The sequence below is a fragment of the Pantoea sp. A4 genome (assembly GCF_000295955.2).
Taxonomy (GTDB): domain Bacteria; phylum Pseudomonadota; class Gammaproteobacteria; order Enterobacterales; family Enterobacteriaceae; genus Pantoea; species Pantoea multigeneris.
Map to the genome: position 1 here is coordinate 77111 of NZ_ALXE01000036.1, position 22058 is coordinate 99168.

16 protein-coding genes are annotated in these 22058 nt (G+C 55.3%); 7 read left to right on the forward strand and 9 right to left on the reverse strand.

Annotated features, from left to right (window positions below; genetic code table 11):
• The first annotated feature begins 153 nt into the window (after window positions 1-153).
• The gene (locus tag B880_RS25665) at window positions 154-3033 is read left to right on the forward strand and encodes an inverse autotransporter beta domain-containing protein (RefSeq protein ID WP_083482097.1); all 2880 of its coding nucleotides are present in this window, start codon (window positions 154-156) and stop codon (window positions 3031-3033) included.
• A gap of 106 nt (window positions 3034-3139) precedes the next feature.
• Complete coding sequence (locus tag B880_RS0116195) at window positions 3140-5992, forward strand: inverse autotransporter beta domain-containing protein (protein WP_017348492.1); 2853 nt, start codon at window positions 3140-3142, stop codon at window positions 5990-5992.
• A gap of 39 nt (window positions 5993-6031) precedes the next feature.
• Here B880_RS0116195 and panD read toward each other — a convergent pair whose 3' ends face one another.
• From panD to thpR, 9 genes are all read right to left on the reverse strand, one after another.
• Window positions 6032-6412 carry an aspartate 1-decarboxylase gene (panD, locus tag B880_RS0116200; RefSeq protein ID WP_017348493.1) on the reverse strand — a complete coding sequence of 127 codons (381 nt, stop codon included), beginning with the start codon at window positions 6410-6412 and terminating at the stop codon, window positions 6032-6034.
• A gap of 28 nt (window positions 6413-6440) precedes the next feature.
• A complete protein-coding gene (gene panC / locus B880_RS0116205; RefSeq protein WP_017348494.1) occupies window positions 6441-7295 on the reverse strand; it encodes a pantoate--beta-alanine ligase in 855 nt (284 codons plus the stop codon).
• A gap of 13 nt (window positions 7296-7308) precedes the next feature.
• Window positions 7309-8103: a 3-methyl-2-oxobutanoate hydroxymethyltransferase gene (gene panB / locus B880_RS0116210; protein ID WP_017348495.1), complete on the reverse strand. Its 795-nt coding sequence runs from the start codon at window positions 8101-8103 to the stop codon at window positions 7309-7311.
• 77 nt (window positions 8104-8180) lie between these two features.
• Window positions 8181-8666, reverse strand: a complete 486-nt coding sequence (gene folK, locus B880_RS0116215; RefSeq protein WP_017348496.1) for a 2-amino-4-hydroxy-6-hydroxymethyldihydropteridine diphosphokinase — start codon at window positions 8664-8666, stop codon at window positions 8181-8183.
• Complete coding sequence (pcnB, locus tag B880_RS0116220) at window positions 8663-10090, reverse strand: polynucleotide adenylyltransferase PcnB (protein ID WP_237761022.1); 1428 nt, start codon at window positions 10088-10090, stop codon at window positions 8663-8665. Before pcnB ends, folK begins: the two co-directional genes overlap by 4 nt.
• 40 nt (window positions 10091-10130) lie before the next feature.
• On the reverse strand, window positions 10131-11048 hold the full coding sequence (gene gluQRS, locus B880_RS0116225) for a tRNA glutamyl-Q(34) synthetase GluQRS (protein WP_036646215.1): 918 nt from the start codon (window positions 11046-11048) through the stop codon (window positions 10131-10133).
• A 69-nt stretch (window positions 11049-11117) separates the two neighbouring features.
• Window positions 11118-11573, reverse strand: a complete 456-nt coding sequence (gene dksA / locus B880_RS0116230; RefSeq protein ID WP_017348499.1) for an RNA polymerase-binding protein DksA — start codon at window positions 11571-11573, stop codon at window positions 11118-11120.
• A gap of 258 nt (window positions 11574-11831) precedes the next feature.
• Entirely contained in the window at window positions 11832-12536 is a 705-nt protein-coding gene (sfsA, locus tag B880_RS0116235) for a DNA/RNA nuclease SfsA (RefSeq protein WP_017348500.1), read from the reverse strand.
• Window positions 12537-12544: 8 nt separating this feature from the next.
• On the reverse strand, window positions 12545-13078 hold the full coding sequence (gene thpR / locus B880_RS0116240) for an RNA 2',3'-cyclic phosphodiesterase (protein WP_017348501.1): 534 nt from the start codon (window positions 13076-13078) through the stop codon (window positions 12545-12547).
• 68 nt (window positions 13079-13146) lie between these two features.
• Between thpR and hrpB the strand changes: the two genes are divergently transcribed.
• From hrpB to fhuB, 5 genes are all read left to right on the forward strand, one after another.
• Complete coding sequence (hrpB, locus tag B880_RS0116245; protein ID WP_036646218.1) at window positions 13147-15585, forward strand: ATP-dependent helicase HrpB; 2439 nt, start codon at window positions 13147-13149, stop codon at window positions 15583-15585.
• A gap of 100 nt (window positions 15586-15685) precedes the next feature.
• Window positions 15686-18220: a bifunctional glycosyl transferase/transpeptidase gene (gene mrcB / locus B880_RS0116250; protein WP_017348503.1), complete on the forward strand. Its 2535-nt coding sequence runs from the start codon at window positions 15686-15688 to the stop codon at window positions 18218-18220.
• Between the two features lie 173 nt (window positions 18221-18393).
• Window positions 18394-19185, forward strand: coding sequence for a Fe3+-hydroxamate ABC transporter ATP-binding protein FhuC (gene fhuC, locus B880_RS0116255; RefSeq protein WP_017348504.1), 792 nt, complete (start codon window positions 18394-18396; stop codon window positions 19183-19185).
• Window positions 19186-19195: 10 nt separating this feature from the next.
• Entirely contained in the window at window positions 19196-20074 is an 879-nt protein-coding gene (gene fhuD, locus B880_RS0116260; RefSeq protein WP_017348505.1) for a Fe(3+)-hydroxamate ABC transporter substrate-binding protein FhuD, read from the forward strand.
• A complete protein-coding gene (fhuB, locus tag B880_RS0116265) occupies window positions 20071-22047 on the forward strand; it encodes a Fe(3+)-hydroxamate ABC transporter permease FhuB (RefSeq protein WP_017348506.1) in 1977 nt (658 codons plus the stop codon). Before fhuD ends, fhuB begins: the two co-directional genes overlap by 4 nt.
• The last annotated feature ends 11 nt before the right edge of the window (window positions 22048-22058 follow it).

The following is a 22058-nucleotide window of genomic DNA, read 5'->3' on the forward strand; positions in this document are numbered from 1 at the left end:
TTTATGTTTCAACATTCCCAATAAGTTTCCCAGACACTGCCTGTATTAGCCCTTGGGCTTATTTCTCACAATTCTCTCGTTAATCGTCCAGCATTTTAGCCGGCCCGATTAAATCAAAATATTCAACATCCTGTTATTGAGAAGAGAGAATTTATGCGCAAACAACTTTCCACCTGTGGGGAGCCACAATCACCTGGACGACGTTTGATGCGTCGCTTTGCGCTGGCACAGGTTGCCGTGCAGCTCGCGGTGGCGTTGACTCCGTTTTATGCCGCTACCGTGCGGGCCTCAACCGATGCACCTTTAGAAAACCCGTTGCTTGAGGGTGCAGCACAGCATGCCAGCGGGTTGGCTGAATCACGCGATGCTGAAAGCTACTTCACCCAGCAGGCCACCAGCATGGCTACTGCTCAGGTGCAAAGCTGGTTGCAGCAGTTTGGGACCGCGCGTTTCGAACTCAGCATGGATAAAAAGTTTAAAACCAACGGCGCATCGCTGGATCTGTTGGTTCCTCTCTATACAAATGATGATCGCCTGTTCTTCACCCAGACCGGTTTCCGTCACAGTGACAGCCAGAGCACCGGGAATATTGGTCTCGGCCAGCGTCATTTTGTTGATGACTGGATGCTGGGTTACAACGCCTTCTATGATCAAAACCTCAGCCAGGGGCATAAACGTTTTGGCCTCGGTGCCGAAGCCTGGCGTGACTACCTGAAACTCTCGGCTAACGGTTACTACCGCATTTCAGACTGGAAAACAGCGAAAAATTTAACCGATTACGAAGCACGCCCGGCCAATGGTTTTGATCTGCGTGCCGAGGGCTGGTTGCCGAGTATGCCGATGTTGGGCGGCCGCGTCATGTATGAGCAGTATTATGGCGATGAAGTGGCGCTGTTTGGCAAGAACAAACGGCAGAAAGACCCGAGTGCTTTCACTGGCGGCATAAGCTTAACGCCATTTCCGCTGATGACCTTTACCGCCGATCACAAAACCGGTGGCGATTACAGTGATTCGCGCGTTGGCTTACAGTTCGCTTATCAAATCGGGGTTCCGTTACATAAAAAGCTGGATAGCGATGCAGTAGGAGAGCGCCGTACTCTGGCAGGTAGCGCTCAGGATCTGGTTGAGCGTAATAACAATATTGTGCTGGAGTACCGCAAGCAGGAAGTGATCTTCGTGCGTGCCCCGTCAGATATTCATGGTATCAGCAGACAGGTCTTAACTCTGCCCGTTGAGGTTAACGCTAAATATGAGGTGAAAGATATTCAGGTCACTGGTGCTGCTTTAATTGCCGCTGGCGGTAGTATTCACCGTGGTTTTGCTAATAACTTCATGATCACCTTGCCGGATTATCAGGAAAATAGTACGAACAAATATCCGTTAACCATTGTGGCTAAGGATGCGCGTAATAACCTCTCTAACAGCGTAGCAACGACAGTAAGTGTGGATGTACCTTTCGTTGATGTGGGAAACAGTACCGTAGAGGCTAATTTGCCAGAAATTATCGCTGGCAGCGCCCCCGTCGATATTATTGTCAATCTGCGCGACAGTACGGGTACGCCAGTCACCGGAAAGGCCAGCCTGCTGAGTGCAGAGTTAAAAGAAACGCCCCTTAGAAGCACCCATCGTGCAGCGCCGGGCACAGCCAAAGCCAGTCTCAGCGCAGAAGCCACTGAGCTGGGGGAGGGAAAATATCGCTATACATTGACGCCGGGCAACAGCCCAGCCACGTTGCGGATAACCGCTAGCGTTGAGGGGAAAGCACTTGCTCCGTTCGTCATTGAGCAGGTTGCCGCCGATATCAGCGGGAATAAAATTCTTGCCAGTGACATCAGCGCGGATAAATCAAATGCGTATGCAAATGGTGAAGATGCTATCGAGTGGACCATTCAGGTGCGAAAATCCGATGGCTCGGCGGCGGGGGACGGAGTGAAAATCCTTTTTGCTACCACTCATGGTGAGCTGTCAAAAACCACAGCTGAAACGGATACTGAGGGTAAAGTCACTGTACGGCTGACAGCTAAAGCACCTGGAGAGGCAGTAGTGAGTGCTGCAATCAGTGGGCAAACGCCGGTTGCTACAGAAAATAACGTGCGTTTTATCGAAGCTGAAATATTAGATTCCATTAGCGATAGCAGTGGGAGCCAACCTGTCGTTGCAAATGGTAAACAGCTGGTTCGTTATTTCGCCAGGGTCATTGATAGTAATAACCAGGGGGTATCTGGTTTCAAGGTGAGCTGGACCTTAGACGGTGTGGGGGAGCTGAACGCAGAGAGCAGTATTACGGACAAAGATGGAGTAGCAACTATTGACCTTAGCAGTAAAAAATCAGGAATGGCGATGGTCACCGCGACCATTTATGCACAGCAGAAGACCTCTTCATCCGTTGAATTTATTGCTGATGCAAGTAACGCGAAGCTAGAGAATATAAAAGAAGAGAGTGGGGGAAGCACCATTACTTTTATTCCTGGCTTTGCGGCAAAATTCAAAGTTCGGGTAGTTGATGCTAACGGTAATGGTGTCAGAAATGAAAGCATCTACTGGGTAAGTGATAATAATTTCGAATCTGATTATATAAATACGGATGAACAGGGGTATTCAGAGTTTATTGTCAACTCCGATTATTCTGGCTCATATAGTGGAGGCGAACTGCGTGTGACTGCCCGACTGGAATCCGATCAAACACAGGAACAAAAACTCACCTTAGCCACCAGGCGTTACGTTGGTGATGAGGATGGTTATTACTGGACGATGCACACCTCGCTCCCCACTGATAATCAGTCTGTAGCGAATAGCTATTGTCAAAAAAATGGTAACGGCAGGCTGGCATCCAGAGACGATTTGGTGAAATTTGCCTCCAAAGGCCACGACTTTTATCCTTATGGTGGCGAGGGAGAACTACTGGACGTTTATTATCGCCTAAGTGACAGCTGGAAAGATAACTCAGGATATTTCTCTTCTGCAAATTACACTCAGGAGGTCGGTGAACTTTCAGGTCGTGAGGGCCAACATTACGTTTGTGTTAGTCAGTAAAAATAAATAACCTCCCTGCTGTCGATTTTCGATAGCAGGGTTTTTTATATGAACTTTTTCATCATGTCTGCCACATACCCGCACCTTCTTATTTGAGATAAATATAATGAAAGAAAAAATATTTAATGGCGTTTGTTTTTTTCATGGTATTAATAAGCTGCGAGGAAAATATGCTTTATATATTTCAGCCCTGACCATTACTTCTTTTCCAGTACTTGCGGATAATAACGCGCAACACCTTGCGCTGCTTGCACAAAATTACGCCAGTGGTAATGCGGCTGGCTATGCCACCCAGCAGGCGACCAGCCTGGCATCCAGCCAGATGCAGCAGTGGCTTGAGCAGTTCGGTAACGCGCGCGTTGAGCTGGGCGCAGACAGCAAATTTAAAACCCACTCCGGCTCGGTAGACCTGCTGTTGCCATTGTATCAGGATGATGATCATATTATTTTCGCCCAGCCAGGCTTGCGCACGCTGGACTCGCAGGTCACTGGGAATTTTGGTCTTGGACATCGTCATTTTATTGATGACTGGATGCTGGGCTACAACGCCTTTTACGATCATAACCTCAGCCGGGGGCATAAGCGCCTCGGTCTGGGTGGTGAAGTGTGGCGTGATTACCTGAAACTGTCGGTTAACAGTTACTACCGCCTGTCTGACTGGAAAGCCTCGCGTGATGTTGCTGAATATGAAGCTCGCCCGGCGAATGGTTTTGACCTGCGCGCTGAAGGTTGGCTGCCAGACTGGCCAGCTATCGGCGGTAAGCTAATGTATGAGCAGTATTACGGCAATGAAGTGGCGTTGGGCGGTAATAAAGAGAAAAGACAAAAAGATCCCAGCGCCTTTACCGGCGGTGTCAGCTATACCCCGTTTCCACTTTTAACTTTTACTGCCGATCATAAAGTCGGTAGCGGTATCAGCGATACACGTTTTGGCATGCAGGTGAGCTATCAACTTGGCGTACCAGTGGAAAAACAGCTGGACCGTATGGCGATTGATGAGCGCCGCACCTTAGCGGGTAGCGCCATGGATCTGGTAGAACGTAATAATAATATCGTGCTGGAATATCGTCAGCAGGAGCGTTTTATTCTTACCCTACCTGCCTCGATTAGCGGTGCCAGTGGCACTACGCAATCCATAGATTACACGCTGAAAAGTCGTCACGGCCTAAACCGTATTGTCTGGAATGATGCTGAGCTGCTGGCTGCGGGCGGTAAAGTCGAAGCGCTAAGCGCGGAGAGCTATCGGCTGACTCTGCCACGCTATAACTTTAGCGATAAAAATCAGTACACGCTGAGCGCTGTTGCTTACGATCGTCGTAATGTCGCTTCGGCAGTTGCCACCACACAGATCATCATTCAGGAACCGGGCGTTGATAGCGGAGCCAGTAGCGTAGATGTCGCAGATAATTTACTGGTCGCCGATGGTAAATCCTCAACGACGGTGACGGTGACGCTGCAAGCCAAAGATGGCCAACCACTGACCAATATGGCGCAGGAGATCAAGGTTGAATTACGGCAGGCAAAAGCTGTGCCGGGCCAGCAAGATGCCACGCTGGGAGAAATTCGTGAAATGAGCACCGGTCGCTACCAGTTTTCTGTTACTGCCGGAACACAACCTGGTGAGCTGACGGTAACCACTTCGGTACTCAACACCACCTTAAATCCGCTGAAAATTAACCAAATCGCCGATAGCGGATTACCGGGGATTATCGACAGCGATCTGGTGGTGATTAACGATAATGTCGTCGCCGATGGCGTAGCTACTGCCGAAGTCCGTGCGCGTGTCACCGATAAAAATGGTGATGCGGTAGAAGATCACGAAGTCCTGTTTAGTCTTTCTGGTTCTGCGCAGGTCGCGGCCGGAAGTGCTCTGAGAGGGCGAAGTGACAAAGATGGCTATGTCACTGTCAAACTGGTCAACGTAAAGGCGGAAACTGTTACGGTACGAGCCAGTACCGGAGAGGGAAAAAACACCAGTAAAGACGTGCAGTTTATCGCGGATGCCAGCAGTGCAGACATTGTCAAAGGGAGTATTACGTCAGATAAAGTCCGTGCGGTCGCAGACGGCGCTGATGGCATTATCTATACCGCGATTGTGCAGGATGCTAAAGGTAATCTGTTGAAAAACCAGCGTGTTAACTGGTCAACCACCGCAGGCGTCTTAAGTCAGAGCTTTAGCGATAGCAACGAACAGGGACAAGTAACGACGACGTTACGTAACAGCAATACCGGGCGCGTAGTGGTTTCAGCGCAGGTGAAAACCAAAGTGAATGCCGATGAAGTGCTGTTTACCGGCGATGCGAGAACAGCACGTATCGACTACCTCGAAGAAGCCAGAAAAATTATGACCGGTTCCGGCGGAGAGGAAAATATTCTAACCGCGACGGTAAAAGATGCGCAGGGACGGCCAGTTGAAGGTCAGACAGTGAGCTGGAGCGTGACAAATGGCGGTGCCGTTGAGCGCACTTCGGTGACGAACAGTGCCGGTAAGGCAATCGCTACTCTTACCGCCATTAATACTTCCAAAGCGAAAACAGACATATCAGCGATTGCTGATACGAATCTGACTTCTCTTAGCAGGCAAATCACGGTTCGTCCGGTCTATAAGGTCGGGGCTCGCTATTACTGGACTCTGTTCACTGAATTTAAAACGCAGGAGGAAGAGGAGTCTAATCGTAATTGCCGTACATATGGGGGTGGAGCAGCCGCTGATATGGAGGCGCTAGACTATTTTGCTGCAAATAAAGGGGACTTTGTGACGGTGGAACCGATTGAACGCTCACCAACCAGAGAATTTTCGTATCCGCTTTATAAAATCTTCGGTACGCGATCTGGCGTAAATGTAGGCACCGGATATTTCCGCACCATAACGTATAGTAACGGCGAGCGTGAAGTGCCTGGTAATAAAAATCAGACGCATTACAACAACAGCTATTTCTACGTGTGCGTCAAAAAATGACCCGTTAAAATGCCTCTGCTTAGCAGAGGCATTTGAGACCTAAGCCACCTGTACCGGAAGCGCCTTTGCCAGGCGCTTCATTTCATTCTGGCCTTCGAAGTAAGCGACCTTTGGCTGCCATTCGCGTGCCACAGCATCTTCTACCTGTACGTAAGAGCAGATAATCAAAATATCCCCTTCGCAGGCACAGCGTGCTGCCGCGCCATTGACCGAGATAATTTTTGAACCCGCTTCCGCAGAAATCGCGTAGGTGGAAAAACGCTGACCGTTGGTCACGTTATAGATATCGATGGCTTCATATTGCAGGATGCCGGAAGCATCCAGAAAATCCTGATCGATAGCGCAGGAGCCTTCGTAATTGAGATCGGCCTGTGTCACCGTAACGCGGTGCAGTTTGCCTTGCAAAACCGTGCGAATCATAGCGGTAATTCCTGTGTCAGAGTGACGCTTACTGCGTCAGATCAACCTGTTGGTTATCAATCAGTCGCGCTTTGCCTAACCAGCCAGCCATCAGAATTACGGCGCGCTGGCTTTCGGTGGTCAACGGCTGCAACGAGTCGGCATCACAAATCGCCAGTCCGTCCGGGCGCAGTCCTTTCTCCTGCAACGCGGTTTCGGCTTCGGCCAGAATCTCTTCGACGTGGCGTTCGCCGTTCGCCAGGCGTTCGGCAATGGCGTTCATCACCTGTGACAGACCAGGAGCCAGTTTGCGCTCTTCCGCAGTGAGATAGGCATTGCGTGAACTCAACGCCAGGCCATCTTTGGCACGCACCGTTGGCACACCGATAATTTCGATGTCAAAGCCCATATCACGCACCATTTTGCGAATGATGGCTAACTGCTGGAAGTCTTTCTCGCCGAAGCAGGCAACGTCAGGCTGAACCAGATGGAATAGCTTGCTCACCACGGTAGCAACACCACGGAAGTGGCCAGGACGGCTGGCACCTTCCAGCACTTCAGACAGCACCGGCACTTCAACATAGGTGTGGGTATCCAGACCTTCGGGATAGACTTCAGCCGGGGCTGGTGCAAAAACAATATCGACTTTGCGGCGGTTCAGCTTCTCGCAATCTTCCTGCAAGGTGCGAGGGTAACGCGCCAAATCATCAGCGTGTTCAAACTGCATCGGGTTCACGAAGATTGAGGTGACAACAATATCGCCACGCGCGCGAGCTTCATCCACCAGCGTTAAGTGGCCATCATGCAAGCTGCCCATGGTGGGCACCAACGCAATGCGTTTCCCTTGCAGGCGATGACGGCGGATTTCCTGGCGCAGCAGCGCAATAGTTTCAACAATTAACACGTTTTTCTCCTGCTTACTGGAAGCTGTGTTCAGCGCCGGGATAGAGGCCGCCTTCCACTTCGGCGATATACTGGCGAATCGCCGCGCGCGCATCGCCGGTTTCAGCGAGGAAGTTTTTCGCAAATTTCGGAATGTGGCCGCCGGTGATACCAAAAGCATCGTGCATTACCAGAATCTGGCCGTCTGTGACGTTACCGGCACCAATGCCGATCACCGGAATGGTCAATGCCTGGGTGATACGCTGTGCCACGGCTACCGGCACGCACTCCAGTACCATGAGCTGTGCGCCTGCGGCTTCAATGGCCAGCGCATCCGCCAGTAGACGCTCGGCGGCTTCGTCGCCACGTCCCTGAATTTTATAGCCGCCAAAAATGTTCACCGACTGTGGCGTCAAACCAATGTGGCCGCATACCGGCACCGCGCGCTCAGTCAGCGTGCGTACGGTTTCTGCCAGCCATGCTCCGCCTTCCAGCTTGACCATATTGGCCCCAGCACGCATCAGCTGTGCGGAACTGATACACGCCTGTTCCGGCGTGGCATAGCTCATAAAGGGGAGATCGGCTAACAGCAGTGATTGTGGTGCCCCACGGCGTACCGCAGCGGTATGGTAGGCAATATCGTCAAGGGTGACGGGCAGGGTAGACTCGTGGCCCTGTACCGTCATACCGAGAGAGTCGCCTACCAGCAGCACCTGAATGCCTTCATCGGCAAACAGACGAGCAAAACTGAAGTCATAGGCAGTCAGAGTGGCAAACTTGTGACCACTGGCTTTCCACTGGCGTAACTGAGTAATAGTGGTGGGTTTCATGACGCGCTCATTACAGCAATTTATGATGCGCGCAGTTTACTGCAATGAACACCGCAGGGATATGTCTGCGGTGCTATTCAGCTGAACCAGGGCTGAATCGTGCTGCTATCTAGCGCATCCAGCAGAGGTTTTAACGGCTTTCCGTCAGGGAAGCAGAGGGTAGGGGCAATTTCCAGCAGGGGAAGCAGCATAAACGCCCGTTGGTGCATATCGTAGTGCGGTACGGTAAGACGCTCGGTGTTAATTACCGCATCTCCGAACAGCATGATGTCGATATCCAGCGTGCGTGGTCCCCAGCGTTCCGCTTTGCGCACCCGGCCATGCTCAAGCTCAATGCGCTGTGTGTGGTCCAGCAGGGCTTCAGCACTGAGTTCGGTTTCCAGTGCGACTGCGGCATTGAGATAGTCGGGCTGATCGGGCGGGCCATAGGGAGGTGTGCGATACAGCGCTGAGGTCGCCACGCGGCGGCTCAGCGGCAGTGCATCCAGCGCCTGTAACGCCGCATCCACCTGATGCAGTGGATCGGCGAGATTACTGCCCAGCGCCAGGTAAACGCGGGTCATGAGGCGTTGTTATTGCTGTTGTTGCTACGCGCGGGGCCATTCGGACGGCGGCGCGGACGACGGGTGGTTTTACGGCGCGGAACCGGATCATCCCCGAGGGTGTTCAGCATGGTTTTTTGCTGTACCGGTGCTGCCGCCTGGAATTCACCCCACCAGTGCGTCAGACGCTGTAGCTCCTGGTTATTTTCCACTTCGGCACGCAGTGCCAGCAGATCATAAGCTGCGCGGAACTTCGGATGTTCCATCAGCTTCCAGGCGCGTTTACCGTGACGGCGTGAAATGCGCAGTTGCAGCGTCCAGATATCGCGTACCAGAGTGGTAATGCGTTTCGGGATTGCCAGAGCACGGCAGGCTTCATCCAGCGTATCGTTCATCGCCAGGGCAAAGGCTTCATACCACGGCAGACCGCTCTCTTGCGCCATTTGCTGCGCCGCTTCCATTTGCGGATACCAGAAAATAGCGGCAAACAGGAAGGCGGGATTGACGCGCATGTCGTTTTGAATGCGGTTGTCGGTGTTTTTCAGCACCTGAATAATCATGCGTTCCATCGCGCTGTCACCGGCTTCGGTGAAGTTCCGCGTAATCGTCGGGAACAGCGGCTGGAACAGCTGGAATTCACGCAGCTTAAGGTAGGTGCTGTAACCGTGACCTGCCTGCAGCAGCTTGAGTGACTCCTCGAACAGACGTGCAGGAGGAATATCATTCAGCAACGTGGCAAGGCGCGGAATTGGCTCTGCGGTTTCTGCCGCGACGCGCATATCCAGTTTGGCGGCAAATCGCACCACGCGCAGCATACGCACCGGATCTTCGCGGTAGCGGGTTTCCGGATCGCCAATCATGCGGATAATCCCCAGCTCCAGATCCTGCAAGCCGCCGACGTAATCACGCACGGTGAAATCGGCCACGCTGTAATAGAGGCTGTTGATGGTGAGATCGCGGCGTTGGGCATCATCTTCAATTGAGCCAAAGATGTTATCACGCAGCAGCATGCCGTTCTGGCCGCGCTGTGAGTTGTTGCGATCCTGCTCTTCTTCCTGATGATGACCACGGAAAGTGGCGACTTCGATCACTTCCGGGCCAAACATGACGTGCGCCAGACGGAAGCGACGACCGACCAGACGGCAGTTGCGGAACAGCTTGCGCATCTGTTCTGGCGTGGCATTGGTGGAGACATCGAAGTCTTTCGGCTGTTTGCCCAGCAGTAAATCACGTACGCCACCGCCCACCAGGTAGGCTTCAAAACCGGCTTTGTTCAGGCGATAGAGCACTTTCAGGGCATTTTCGCTGATATCTTTGCGCGAAATGTTGTGGCTCTCACGAGGGACGATCGCCATATGTTGACGCTCCGGTTCAATCACCTCTGCGGGTGCCTCCTCATCACGTTTGAGGACTTTGCGGCAAAAATTCGCTACTCGGGTAAAAATAGTACACCTCGACAGTGACATAAAAAGGGTGTTGTTAAAATCAGCGGCTAATCATAGCTTGAAGTGAACCGTTTGAGAATGCTGTTGTCAGCATGTTCCCGCGAGGGATGCCAGCAATATCCCAATGCTTCACCGCAGCAGCCAGTAATTGTGCCTGCGTTTCGTCGGCCCAGCCGTCACTGACGGGCTGACCCAGAAAGCGTAATGCGGCCACCAGTAGCGGGCGCGGATCGCCTGCTGGCAAGGCTGGCGCGTGATTCTGCTTGGATAATTTATTGCCATCTGGGTTTAACGCCAGCGGCAGATGCAGGTAATCGGGCACTGACCAACCGAGCTGTTGATACAGGGCGATTTGTCGTACGGTGGGCTCAATTAAATCCGCGCCGCGCACGATTTCCGTGACGCCTTGATAGTGATCGTCCACCACCACCGCCAGATTGTAAGCAAACAGCCCATCACGGCGATGGATAATAAAGTCTTCTTCTGCCATCCGCGCATCTACGCTTAAAAGGCCCTGCAAACCATCACCAAACTGATACACCGGCTGATGCTGGCGCAGGCGCAAAGCCGCGTGTTCCGGCCCGCGTTGCAGCGTACGGCAGTGGCCGTCATAGAAACCGCCTAACTGTTGAATGCGGCTGCGTGGGCAGGTACACCAGTAACTTTGCCGTTCCTGGCACAGCCAGTTCAGCACTTCGCGGTAGGCTTCATGGCGCTGGGACTGCCACAGCACGTCGCCATCCCAGTGCAGGCCATAATGTTCCAGTTGATGCAGGATCTGCTGTGCGGCACCGGCCACTTCTCGTGGCGGATCGATATCTTCGATGCGAACCAGCCAGCGGCCCTGTTGCGCACGCGCGTTGAGATAGCTACCCAGTGCAGCAATCAAAGAACCAAAATGGAGTTCACCAGAAGGAGAGGGTGCGAAGCGCCCAACACAGGGGGAAGAACTGTTCATCTCAGAGGTGACCGCACAGCGGGAAAACAGAGGTTTCCCCGCCGTTTGGTGATTCACAGAGGCGGCACATCAGCCAGCCATCTGCTTCTCGCGGATTTCTGCCAGCGTTTTGCAATCAATGCAAAGGTCAGCAGTTGGACGCGCTTCCAGGCGGCGAATGCCAATTTCTACACCGCAGGAATCGCAGTAGCCGAAATCGTCATCTTCCACTTTTTTCAGCGTTTTCTCGATCTTCTTGATCAGCTTACGCTCGCGGTCACGGTTACGCAGTTCAAGACTGAACTCTTCTTCCTGTGCGGCACGGTCGACCGGATCCGGGAAGTTTGCTGCTTCGTCCTGCATATGGGAAACAGTGCGGTCCACTTCATCCCGCAGTTGATTACGCCACGCTTCCAGTATTTTCTTGAAATGACCCAACTGAGCGTCATTCATATACTCTTCGCCTGGTTTAACCTGATATGGCTCTACCCCAGCGATAGCGAGAATACTCAGGGACGATGTTTTACGGTTTTGCCCTTCTTGCATGTTGTTTCTCCTGGATAACACGCACTATACCTATCATCTTCAGACTGCTGCTTCAGCTCAACATATAGCGACCATCCAACGGCTTTCTGAAGATTCTCTGGTACATCGATCCCCCAACGGGGAAAAACAGGCCGCTATAAATAGCAGAAGCAGTCAGGGTTGGCAATTATTCCTGTCAACACCTTGACAAGCCTGTGAGGAACAGCGTAATCGGCGCACGGCTCAACGCATTCTTATCACAGCAAATTGTCTGGGATATTACAATGCGATGGGCAATGACTTATTTATTAGCATGCCCGAAGTCGAAAGCGAAGCCTGATACGCCAGAAGTTCCACACCGCTCTTTTGCGCCTGGGCCAGTTGTTCTGCATACGCGGCATCGATATGCCGTGCCGGAGAGACGTCCTCAATCCCCGAGTGCAAAACAGTAAACAACAAGACTGCCCGATGGCCCGCCTGCGCAACCGTGCTCAGTTCGCGCAGGTGCTTTTGGCCTCGCAGCGTCACCGCATCCGGAAAATAGCCTTTTCCTTGCTGTAAAAGGGTTACGGACTTGACTTCAATATAGCAGTTGCGCCGACCCTCTGCTTGTAGCAGAAAATCAATTCGGCTTTTTTCACTGCCATATTTAATCTCCGCCTGGCAGCGATCATAACCGGACAATTCCGGGATGAGCTGTAATTCGAGGGCTTCCCGCACCAACTGGTTGGCGCGCAGGGTATTTACGCAGATCCAGTCACCGGCCTGAGTCTCGGTTAATTCCCAGCTGTGCGGATATTTGCGCGTCAGGCTAGTAGAGGTGGAATACCAGACGGTATCACCCGGCGTGGCGCAGCCGGTCATGGCGCCGGTATTGGCACAGTGCAGCGTAAAAGTCTCGCCAGCAGGCGTGACGACATCCGCCAGGAAGCGCTTATAGCGGGCGAGTAAACGCGCCGGTTGCAGTGGGGGATCGAACAGCATACATCTCCTTATGCGAGAGGCAGCAGCGGCCAACGGGCCAGCTGTTTATAGCGGGTGCGGCCACGGCTAAAACTGGAGGAATAAAGGCCAAAGTGCTCTACCGTGAACTGCCAGTGAAAACCGGGTGCTGGCAGTGCCACGCGCTGGGTAGCGTGACGTAACAGCGTGATATGCGGGTGAAACGGCTGAGTGCTCTGCGGGCAGCCGTGGCGCGCGGCCTGAGAACGCAGCAGGCTGGCCAGTTGCAGCAGCCCACGCGGCGCACGCTGGCAGCCCAACCACACCACGCCCGGTCGCGGCCAGTGGCCTGCATCATTTAACTCAATCTGAAAACCGGGCTGCTGAATACGTGCGGCGGCTTGCTGTAAACGCGCGGAAGTGGTGTCACTGACGTCACCTAAAAACGCCAGCGTCAGGTGCAGGTTGGCCGCTTCTACCGGTTTGCCGTCTTCAGCGGCGAACTGTTCTGCCCGCCAGTTAACGAGCTGCTGCGGCAGAGGTTTAGGCAGGCTAAGCGCAAAAAACAGGCGTTGTGTCGCCATAGCGGCTTCTCGTTAAGGCAGTGATACAATGCGCGGCATATTAACACAGGTGATAAGTGGAGTTGGCGGTGAATGATTTACCAGTGAGCGCAGTGCTACCTGAATTACTGACGGCGCTGGAACAGTCCCGGCAGGTGCTATTAGCCGCGCCCACCGGAGCGGGGAAATCCACCTGGCTGCCGCTCCAGTTGTTGCAGCAGGCGAGCCTGCCAGGGCGGATCATTATGCTGGAGCCGCGCCGGTTAGCCGCGCGCAACGTTGCTCAGCGCCTCGCGCAGCAGTTGGGGGAGCAGCCTGGCGGTACGGTGGGCTTCCGCATGCGTGGCGAAAGCTGCTGTGGGCCTGATACCCGGCTGGAAGTGGTTACTGAAGGGATTCTGACCCGCATGTTGCAGCAAGATCCTGAGCTGCAAGGGGTGAGCCTGGTGATCCTCGATGAGTTCCATGAACGCAGTTTACAGGCGGATTTGGCACTGGCACTGCTGCTGGATGTGCAGCAGGGGCTGCGTGACGATCTCAAAATTCTGCTGATGTCCGCCACGCTGGATAACGCCCGACTCTCTGCCCTGTTGCCTGACGCGCCATGGGTGATTTCTGCCGGACGCAGTTTCCCGGTAGAGCGGCGTTATGCTTCACTTCATCCTCAAACTCGCTTTGAAGAGGCGGTTGCGCGCGAAGTGGCACAGCTGCTGCGCGATGAAACGGGTTCACTGCTGCTGTTTTTACCCGGCGTGGCGGAAATTGAACGCGTAAAGCGGGAGCTGGAGAGCCGGATAGCGCAGGATGTTGACCTCACACCACTGTATGGCGCTTTGCCGCTGGCTGCTCAGCAGCGTGCGATTCAGCCTGCGGCCACAGGCCGACGCAAAGTGGTATTGGCAACCAACATTGCAGAGACCAGTCTGACCATTGAAGGTATTCGTCTGGTGGTCGACAGCGCGCTGGAACGGGCCGCGCAGTTTGATGTGCGCACCGGGGTGACGCGCCTGCAAACGCAACGGATTAGCCAGGCTTCCATGGTACAGCGCGCAGGCCGTGCAGGCCGACTGGAGGCGGGGATCTGTCTCCATCTGATACCTCTGGAGCAGGCCGAGCGGGCGGCCGCACAGAGTGAACCCGAGATTTTACACAGCGAACTCAGTCCACTGTGGCTCGATCTCCTGAGTTGGGGATGCAGCGATCCGGCTCAGCTAACCTGGATGGATGCCCCTCCACAGCGTGCGCTCTCTGCCGCACAACAAACCCTGACCCAGTTGGGCGCGCTGGATAATCAGGGCCGCTTAACGCCTCTGGGGAGCCGTATGGCGCAACTGGGGGGCGATCCGCGTCATGCGGCAATCCTGTGTGCCGCTGGCCGTGATGCGGATGCCATCGCCAGTGCCGCCTTGCTGGTGGCCATTCTGGAGGAGCCGTCCCGCAGCGGTTCTCCGGATCTGCGTGATGCGTTGCATCGGCCACAGCCCCACTGGCAAAGACGTGCCGCGCACTGGCAAAAACGGCTGGGTGCGCCACGCGGTCAGTATGATGAATCCCTGTTGCCGCGCCTGTTGGCCGCTGGATTTGCCGATCGCCTGGCACGCCGCCGTGATGACAGTGGGCGCTACCAACTCGCCAATGGGCAAGGTGCGATGCTGGATCAGCAGGAAGGATTAACCCGCCAGCCGTGGCTGATTGCGCCGCAGCTGCTACAAAGTGCAAACACGCCGGATGCGCGTATTTTACTGGCGCTGCCGGTGGATCTCGACGCGCTGCTGCTGACGTTACCGCAGCTGGTAGAGAGCCGCATTGAGGTCGAGTGGGATGAAGAGAAAGGTACACTGCGCACGTTGAAGCGCGATCAGATTGGCGCACTGGTGCTACGCAGCCAGCCGATGGCGCGGCCCGAACCGGAAATTTTACATGCGGCGATGCTGCGCTGGGTGGCGGAAAAAGGGCTGCAAGTGTTGGGCTGGAGTGATGAATCTCAGCAACTGCGCCTGCGAATGCAGTGTGCTGCCGAGTGGCTGCCGGAAGAGGAGTGGCCCGCAGTAGACGATGAATCACTGCTACACTCTCTGTCTCACTGGCTGCTGCCGCAGATGAGCCAGGTGCGCGATGTGAAAGGGCTGCAAAGCGTCAATCTTGTCAGTGCACTCTTACATTTACTCACATGGTCACAACGCCAGCGTCTGGATAGTGTACTGCCAACTCATTACACTGTGCCGACCGGAAGCCGACTGCCAATTTGTTATGCCAGTGATAAGCCACCTGCGCTGGCCGTCAGGATTCAGGAGATGTTTGGTGAGGCCTCAAATCCGGTGATTGCGGAAGGGCGTGTCCCGCTGGTGCTGGAGCTGCTATCTCCGGCCCATCGTCCCTTGCAGATCACCCGGGATCTGGCTGCCTTCTGGCGCGGTTCCTGGCGCGAAGTGCAGAAAGAGATGAAAGGGCGCTATCCCAAACATGCATGGCCGGACGATCCGGCCAATGCGCTGCCGACCCGGCGCACCAAAAAGTTTTCACCTTAAGCACGTGCAGGATCTGAAATTCAGAGGGTTCTGCGAGGCGAAATGTCCGAAAGCAGTTAGAGTAGCGGCGCAGCCGAAGCTATGCCTGGAGAAAAAATAAATGTCTGGGAACGATCGCGAACCCATTGGGCGCAAAGGAAAACAGCCCAAACCGCCCCGCACTTCTGCCGGGCGGGGTCGCCGCAGGGATGATGAAGATGATTTCGCCAGCGGCGAAGATAACGAGGAGAGGGCATCAGTGCCACGTAAAAGTAAAGCGAAGCGCCCAGCGGGCGGAAAAAAACGCCGCTGGTTAGGCTGGTTTATCAAGCTTTTCCTGGTGTTTGTGGTTGTGATGGCCGTTTGGGGCATCTATCTCGATTCTGAGATCCGCAGCCGTATCGACGGTAAAGTGTGGCAGTTGCCTGCGGCCGTCTATGGGCGCGTGGTGAGCCTCGAACCGGGCATGCCGATGAACCGCAAAGAGATGGTTGCCCTGCTGGAAGGGACGCAATATCGCGAAGTCACGCGTATTACCCGTCCTGGTGAGTTCACCGTCAAAGGGAACAGCATCGATCTGCTGCGTCGTCCGTTTGATTTCCCGGATGGTAAAGAAGGCCAAATCAATGCACGGATGACGTTCACCAATGACGGCCTGGATGAGATTAAAAACCTCGATACCGGCCGCGATTTTGGTTTCTTCCGCCTCGACCCGCGTCTTATCACGATGCTGCAATCGCCAAATGGCGAGCAGCGTCTGTTTGTGCCGCGTGCCGGCTTCCCGGATCTGCTGGTTGATACCCTGGTGGCGACCGAAGACCGCCACTTCTATGAGCATGACGGGATCAGCCCTTACTCCATTGGCCGTGCTTTCCTGGCGAACATCACCGCCGGTAAAGCGGTGCAGGGCGGAAGTACCCTGACGCAGCAGCTGGTGAAAAACCTGTTCCTCACCAACGAGCGTTCGCTGTGGCGTAAAGCGCGTGAAGCCTATATGGCGGTGATCATGGATGCGCGCTACAGCAAAGATCGCATTCTGGAGCTGTATCTCAACGAAGTGTATCTCGGCCAGGCGGGTAACGATCAGATTCGCGGCTTCCCGCTGGCGAGCCTGTATTACTTTGGCCGCCCGGTGGATGAGCTGAGCCTCGATCAGCAGGCACTGCTGGTGGGGATGGTGAAAGGGGCTTCGCTGTATAACCCGTGGCGTAATCCGCAGCTGGCGTTGCAGCGACGTAACCTGGTGCTGCGTCTGTTGCAAGAGCAGAAAATCATCGATCAGCCGCTGTATGACATGCTCTCTGCGCGTCCGCTTGGCGTTCAGCCGAAGGGCGGAGTGATTTCACCGCAGCCTGCTTTCATGCAGGTGGTACGCAGTGAGTTGCAGGCGAAGCTGGGCGATAAAGTGCAGGATCTCTCTGGCGTGAAGATCTTCACCACGCTGGACGCGATCTCGCAGGATGCGGCAGAAAAAGCGGTGATCGACGGGATTCCGGCGCTGAAAAAGCAGAAGAACCTGAAAGATCTTGAAACGGCAATGGTGGTGGTTGACCGCTTTAGCGGTGAAATCCGTGCGATGGTTGGCGGGTCTGATCCGCAGTTTGCGGGTTATAACCGTGCTATTCAGGCGCGCCGTTCCATCGGCTCACTGGCAAAACCGGCAACCTACCTGACGGCGCTGGCCCAGCCGAACAGCTATCGCCTCAATACCTGGCTGGCGGATGAGCCGATAGCGCTGAAGCAGTCTAACGGCACCGTCTGGCGTCCACAGAATGACGATCGTCGCTTCAGCGGGAAAGTCTTGCTGGTAGACGCTTTGACCAACTCCATGAACGTACCGACGGTTAACCTGGGTATGACGCTGGGGCTGGATTCGATTGTGGATACCTGGACCAAACTGGGTGTGCCGAAAGATCAGCTGCATCCGGTTCCGGCAATGCTGTTAGGTGCGCTTAACCTGACGCCAATTGAAGTCGCGCAGGCGTTCCAGTCCATTGCCAGTGGCGGTAACCGCGCACCACTCTCTGCGGTGCGTTCAGTGATTGCTGAAGACGGTACGGTGCTGTATCAAAGCTTCCCACAGGCACAGCGTGTTGAGCCTGCTCAGGCCGCTTATCTGACCTTGTATGCGATGCAGCAGGTTGCACAGCGTGGTACGGCTCATGCCCTGGGCGCGCGTTATCCAAATGCGCATCTGGCTGGTAAAACCGGTACCACCAACGACCAGATCGACAGCTGGTTTACCGGTATCGATGGCAAAGAGGTCACGGTGACGTGGGTTGGACGTGATAACAACCAGAGCACCAAGCTGTGGGGTGCAAACGGTGCAATGCAGATTTATCGTCGCTATCTGGATAATCAGGCACCGACACCGCTGGTGCTGACGCCGCCGGAAGATATCTCCACCATGAATATCGACGGTAACGGTAATTTCCTGTGCGGCGGCAGCGATGCACCGACCTGGCGCAGTCTGCCAGTGTGGGCGGTGGATCAGAACGCGCTGTGCCAACAGCAGCAGCAGATGATTCAGCAGCAACAGCAGCAGCAGGAACAGCAGTTGCAGCAGCAGCAACAGTTGCAGCAACAACAGCAAAACGAACAGAAAGACAGCAACGGTGTTGCTGGCTGGATTAAAGATATGTTCGGTAATAACTGATAGCGGTGCGAGGCACTGGCCTCGCACCCGGTTCAGCTTCATGATTCCCACAGGGCGCTTTGGCGCCCTTTTTGTTGCAGGCTATCCTTGCTTTCGCATATTATCGCGCCGACTATACGAATCATTCTCGTTATCATGTCGCCTTCTACTCCGAACAGCCAGCAGGAATCATCATGCAGCAGCACGCCAGCGAATCCACATTCACCCTGAATAACGTCAGCTTTGCAGTGCCGGGCCGAATGCTGCTGTCCCCCCTCTCACTGACGTTCCCGCCAGGCAAAGTCACGGCCTTGATCGGCCATAACGGCTCAGGCAAATCGACCCTGCTGAAAATGCTGGGCCGCCATCATGCTGCCACGGCGGGTGAAGTGCTGTTAAATGATCTGCCGGTGGAACAGTGGGCCAGTAAAGCGTTTGCGCGTCAGGTGGCGTATCTGCCGCAGCAACTGCCCGCCGCAGAAGGCATGACGGTTCGGGAGCTGGTAGCGATTGGCCGTTATCCGTGGCACGGCGCGCTGGGACGCTACGGTCAGGAAGATCGTGACCGGGTCGAAGAGGCGATAACCCTGGTGGGGCTTAAACCGTTTGCGGCCCGACTGGTGGATAGCCTTTCCGGGGGTGAACGACAACGCGCCTGGCTGGCTATGCTGGTGGCGCAAAACAGTCGCTGCCTGCTGCTGGATGAGCCGACTTCGGCGCTGGATATTGCGCATCAGGTTGAGGTATTGGCACTGATTCAACGCTTGAGCCGTGAGCGCGGGCTAACCGTGATTGCGGTTCTGCATGATATCAATATGGCGGCACGCTATTGCGACCATCTGGTGGCACTGCGCGGCGGAAAAATGATTGCCGCGGGCAGTGAAGAGGCGATTATGCAGCCCGCGGTATTGCAGGAGATTTATGGTATTCCCATGGGAATATTGCCACATCCACAGGGCGGATCGCCTGTCAGTTTTGTCTACTGAGGTCAGCCTGATGCCTGATTATCTCCGTCGTCGTTTACTGACGGCTTTTGCGCTCTCGCCGCTGCTCACGACATTCTCGTCTCGTGCAGCCTCTCCCGATCTTCAGCGCATTATCGCCCTTGAGTGGTTGCCGGTGGAATTACTGCTGGCGCTGGGTATACGCCCCTATGGCGTGGCCGATCTGCACAATTACAACGTTTGGGTGGGAAAACCGGCTTTGCCTGCAGGCGTGATTGATGTTGGATTGCGTACCGAACCCAATCTGGAGTTGATGAGCCAGATGCAGCCTTCGCTGATCCTGTATTCGAACGGCTATGGGCCAAATCCCGCGCAGTTGCAGCGTATCGCCCCCGTAGAAGGTTTTGATCTCAATGATGGTTCGGGACATCCGTTGGCGACCGCCCGTCAATCGCTTCATCGGCTGGCAAGTCTGCTCGGGCGCGAAGCGCAGGCGGAACAGCACTTGCAGGCGTTTGATGCCGAAGTGGCCGCGGCACGCCAGCGACTGGCACCTTTTGCCCAGCGTCCACTGCTGCTGATGTCGCTGATGGACAGTCGCCACGCGATTGTCTTTGGCAAAAGCAGCCTGTTTCTTGATGTCATGCAACTGCTGGGCTTAGAAAACGCCTGGCAAGGTGAGACCAATTTTTGGGGAAGTGCGGTGATTGGTATTGAACGTCTGGCAACCATCGAACATGCACAGGCGATCTGCTTTGATCATGATAATGCGGAGATGCTGCAACAAGTGCAGAGCAGCCCGCTGTGGCAATCGCTGCCGTTTATTCAGCAGCAGCGTTTTATCTCGGTGCCTGCGGTGTGGTACTACGGCGCAACGCTCTCGGCGCTGCAATTTGTCCGCGTGTTACTGCGTGCGCTGGAGGGGAAATGATGAGCCGGACACCCGTTTCAGGGTTGCTGCCGCTGGGATTACTGGCCGCTGCACTCGGTTTAACCCTGCTCAATCTGCATGAAGCCCTGCCTTATGCGCAGTGGGGTGAGGCGCTGTGGATGCCGAATATCAACAATATCCAGCAGATGGTGTTTCACTACAGCCTGTTATCGCGGCTGGTGCTCTCCTTGCTGGTTGGCGCGGGCCTCGGGTTGGCCGGGTTGCTGTTCCAGCAGCTATTACGCAACCCGCTGGCGGAACCGACCACGCTGGGGGTCTCATCCGGGGCGCAGCTGGGGTTGACGGTAGCCACACTGTGGCAGCTGCCGTGGGGATTGCATCAGTTTGCGGCCCTGGCGGGGGCGGTGTTGGTGGGCTTACTGGTGTTTGGCGTCGCCTGGGGCAAGCGCCTGTCTCCCGTCACCTTGATCCTCGCGGGGCTGGTTCTCAGCCTTTACAGCGGGGCAGTGAACCAGATTTTCGCCATTTTTAATCACGACCAGCTGCAAAACATGTTCCTCTGGAGCAGTGGTTCGTTGAACCAGGTGGACTGGAGTAATGTCAGCCAACTGTGGCCGCGCTTGCTGATCGCCCTATTACTGGCGCTGGCGCTGCTGCGGCCATTAACCCTGATGGGCCTGGATGATGGCGTGGCGCAAAATCTTGGCCTGGCGCTCAATCTGGCGCGTATTGGCGGGCTGGCTCTGGCGATTGTATTGAGTGCGCAGTTGGTGAACGTCGCCGGGATTATTGGTTTTATTGGCCTGTTTGCCCCGCTGATGGCGCGGCTGCTGGGCGGAAGGCGGTTGCTGAGCCGTATGCTGCTGGCCCCGCTGATTGGGGCGTTGATGCTGTGGCTGGCAGACCAGTGCGTGCTGTGGCTGGCGGGGCACTGGCGTGAAGTCTCCACCGGGACGTTAACTGCCTTACTGGGCGCTCCGGTGTTGTTATGGCTGTTGCCTCGCCTGCGCACCGGTTCCGTGCCACCGGCGCTGAATCAGGGCGATAAAGTGCCTGCTGAGCGTCAGTCGGTGATGCTGTGGTGCCTGATGGGCCTGCTGCTGCTGGCGCTGCTCTTCTGGCTGGCACTCAGCTTTGGGCGAGGGGCCGGGAACTGGCACTGGGCCAGCGGTGAAATGTGGCAACAACTGCTGCCGTGGCGCTTGCCGCGCGTGCTGGCGGCGCTGGCCGTGGGCATGATGCTGGGCGTGGCGGGATGCTTGATTCAGCGCCTGACCGGTAACCCGATGGCCAGCCCTGAAGTGCTGGGGATCAGCTCGGGTTCGGCGTTTGGTGTGGTCGTGATGATGTTCTTTGTTCCCGGCAATGCCACGTTGTGGCTGCTGCCTGCGGGGATTCTTAGCGCAGCGCTGACTTTGCTGGTGATTATGCTGGTTGCCAGCCGTGGCGGCTTCTCACCAGAGCGGATGTTGCTGGCGGGCATGGCCCTGAATAGCGCGTTTGTCACGGTGCTGATGTTGCTGCTGGCAAGTGGCGATCCGCGTATGGCGGGGCTGTTGAGCTGGATATCTGGCTCGACCTACAACATTACTCTGCACCAGGCCGGTGTCAGCGTACTGTGCGCAGTGGTGCTGGTTGCGCTGGCTCCGCTGGCCAGCCGCTGGTTGACGATCCTGCCGTTAGGCGGTGCGACTGCGCGTTCAACGGGGATGGCGTTAGGAACCTCGCGTGCTCTGTTGCTGCTGCTGGCTGCGGCACTGACCGCAGCCTCAACGCTGACGATTGGTCCGTTGAGCTTTATCGGCCTGATGGCTCCTCACATTGTGCGTATGCTTGGCTTCCGCCGCGCGCTGCCGCAATTGCTGGTTTCAGCGCTATTAGGCGCGGCATTGATGATCGCTGCTGACTGGTGTGGCCGCATGTTGGCATTCCCGCAGCAGATCCCGGCAGGGCTGATGGCGACCTTTATAGGCGCACCTTACTTTATCTGGCTGATGCGCCGGGCGCGCTGAGTTACCCCTGA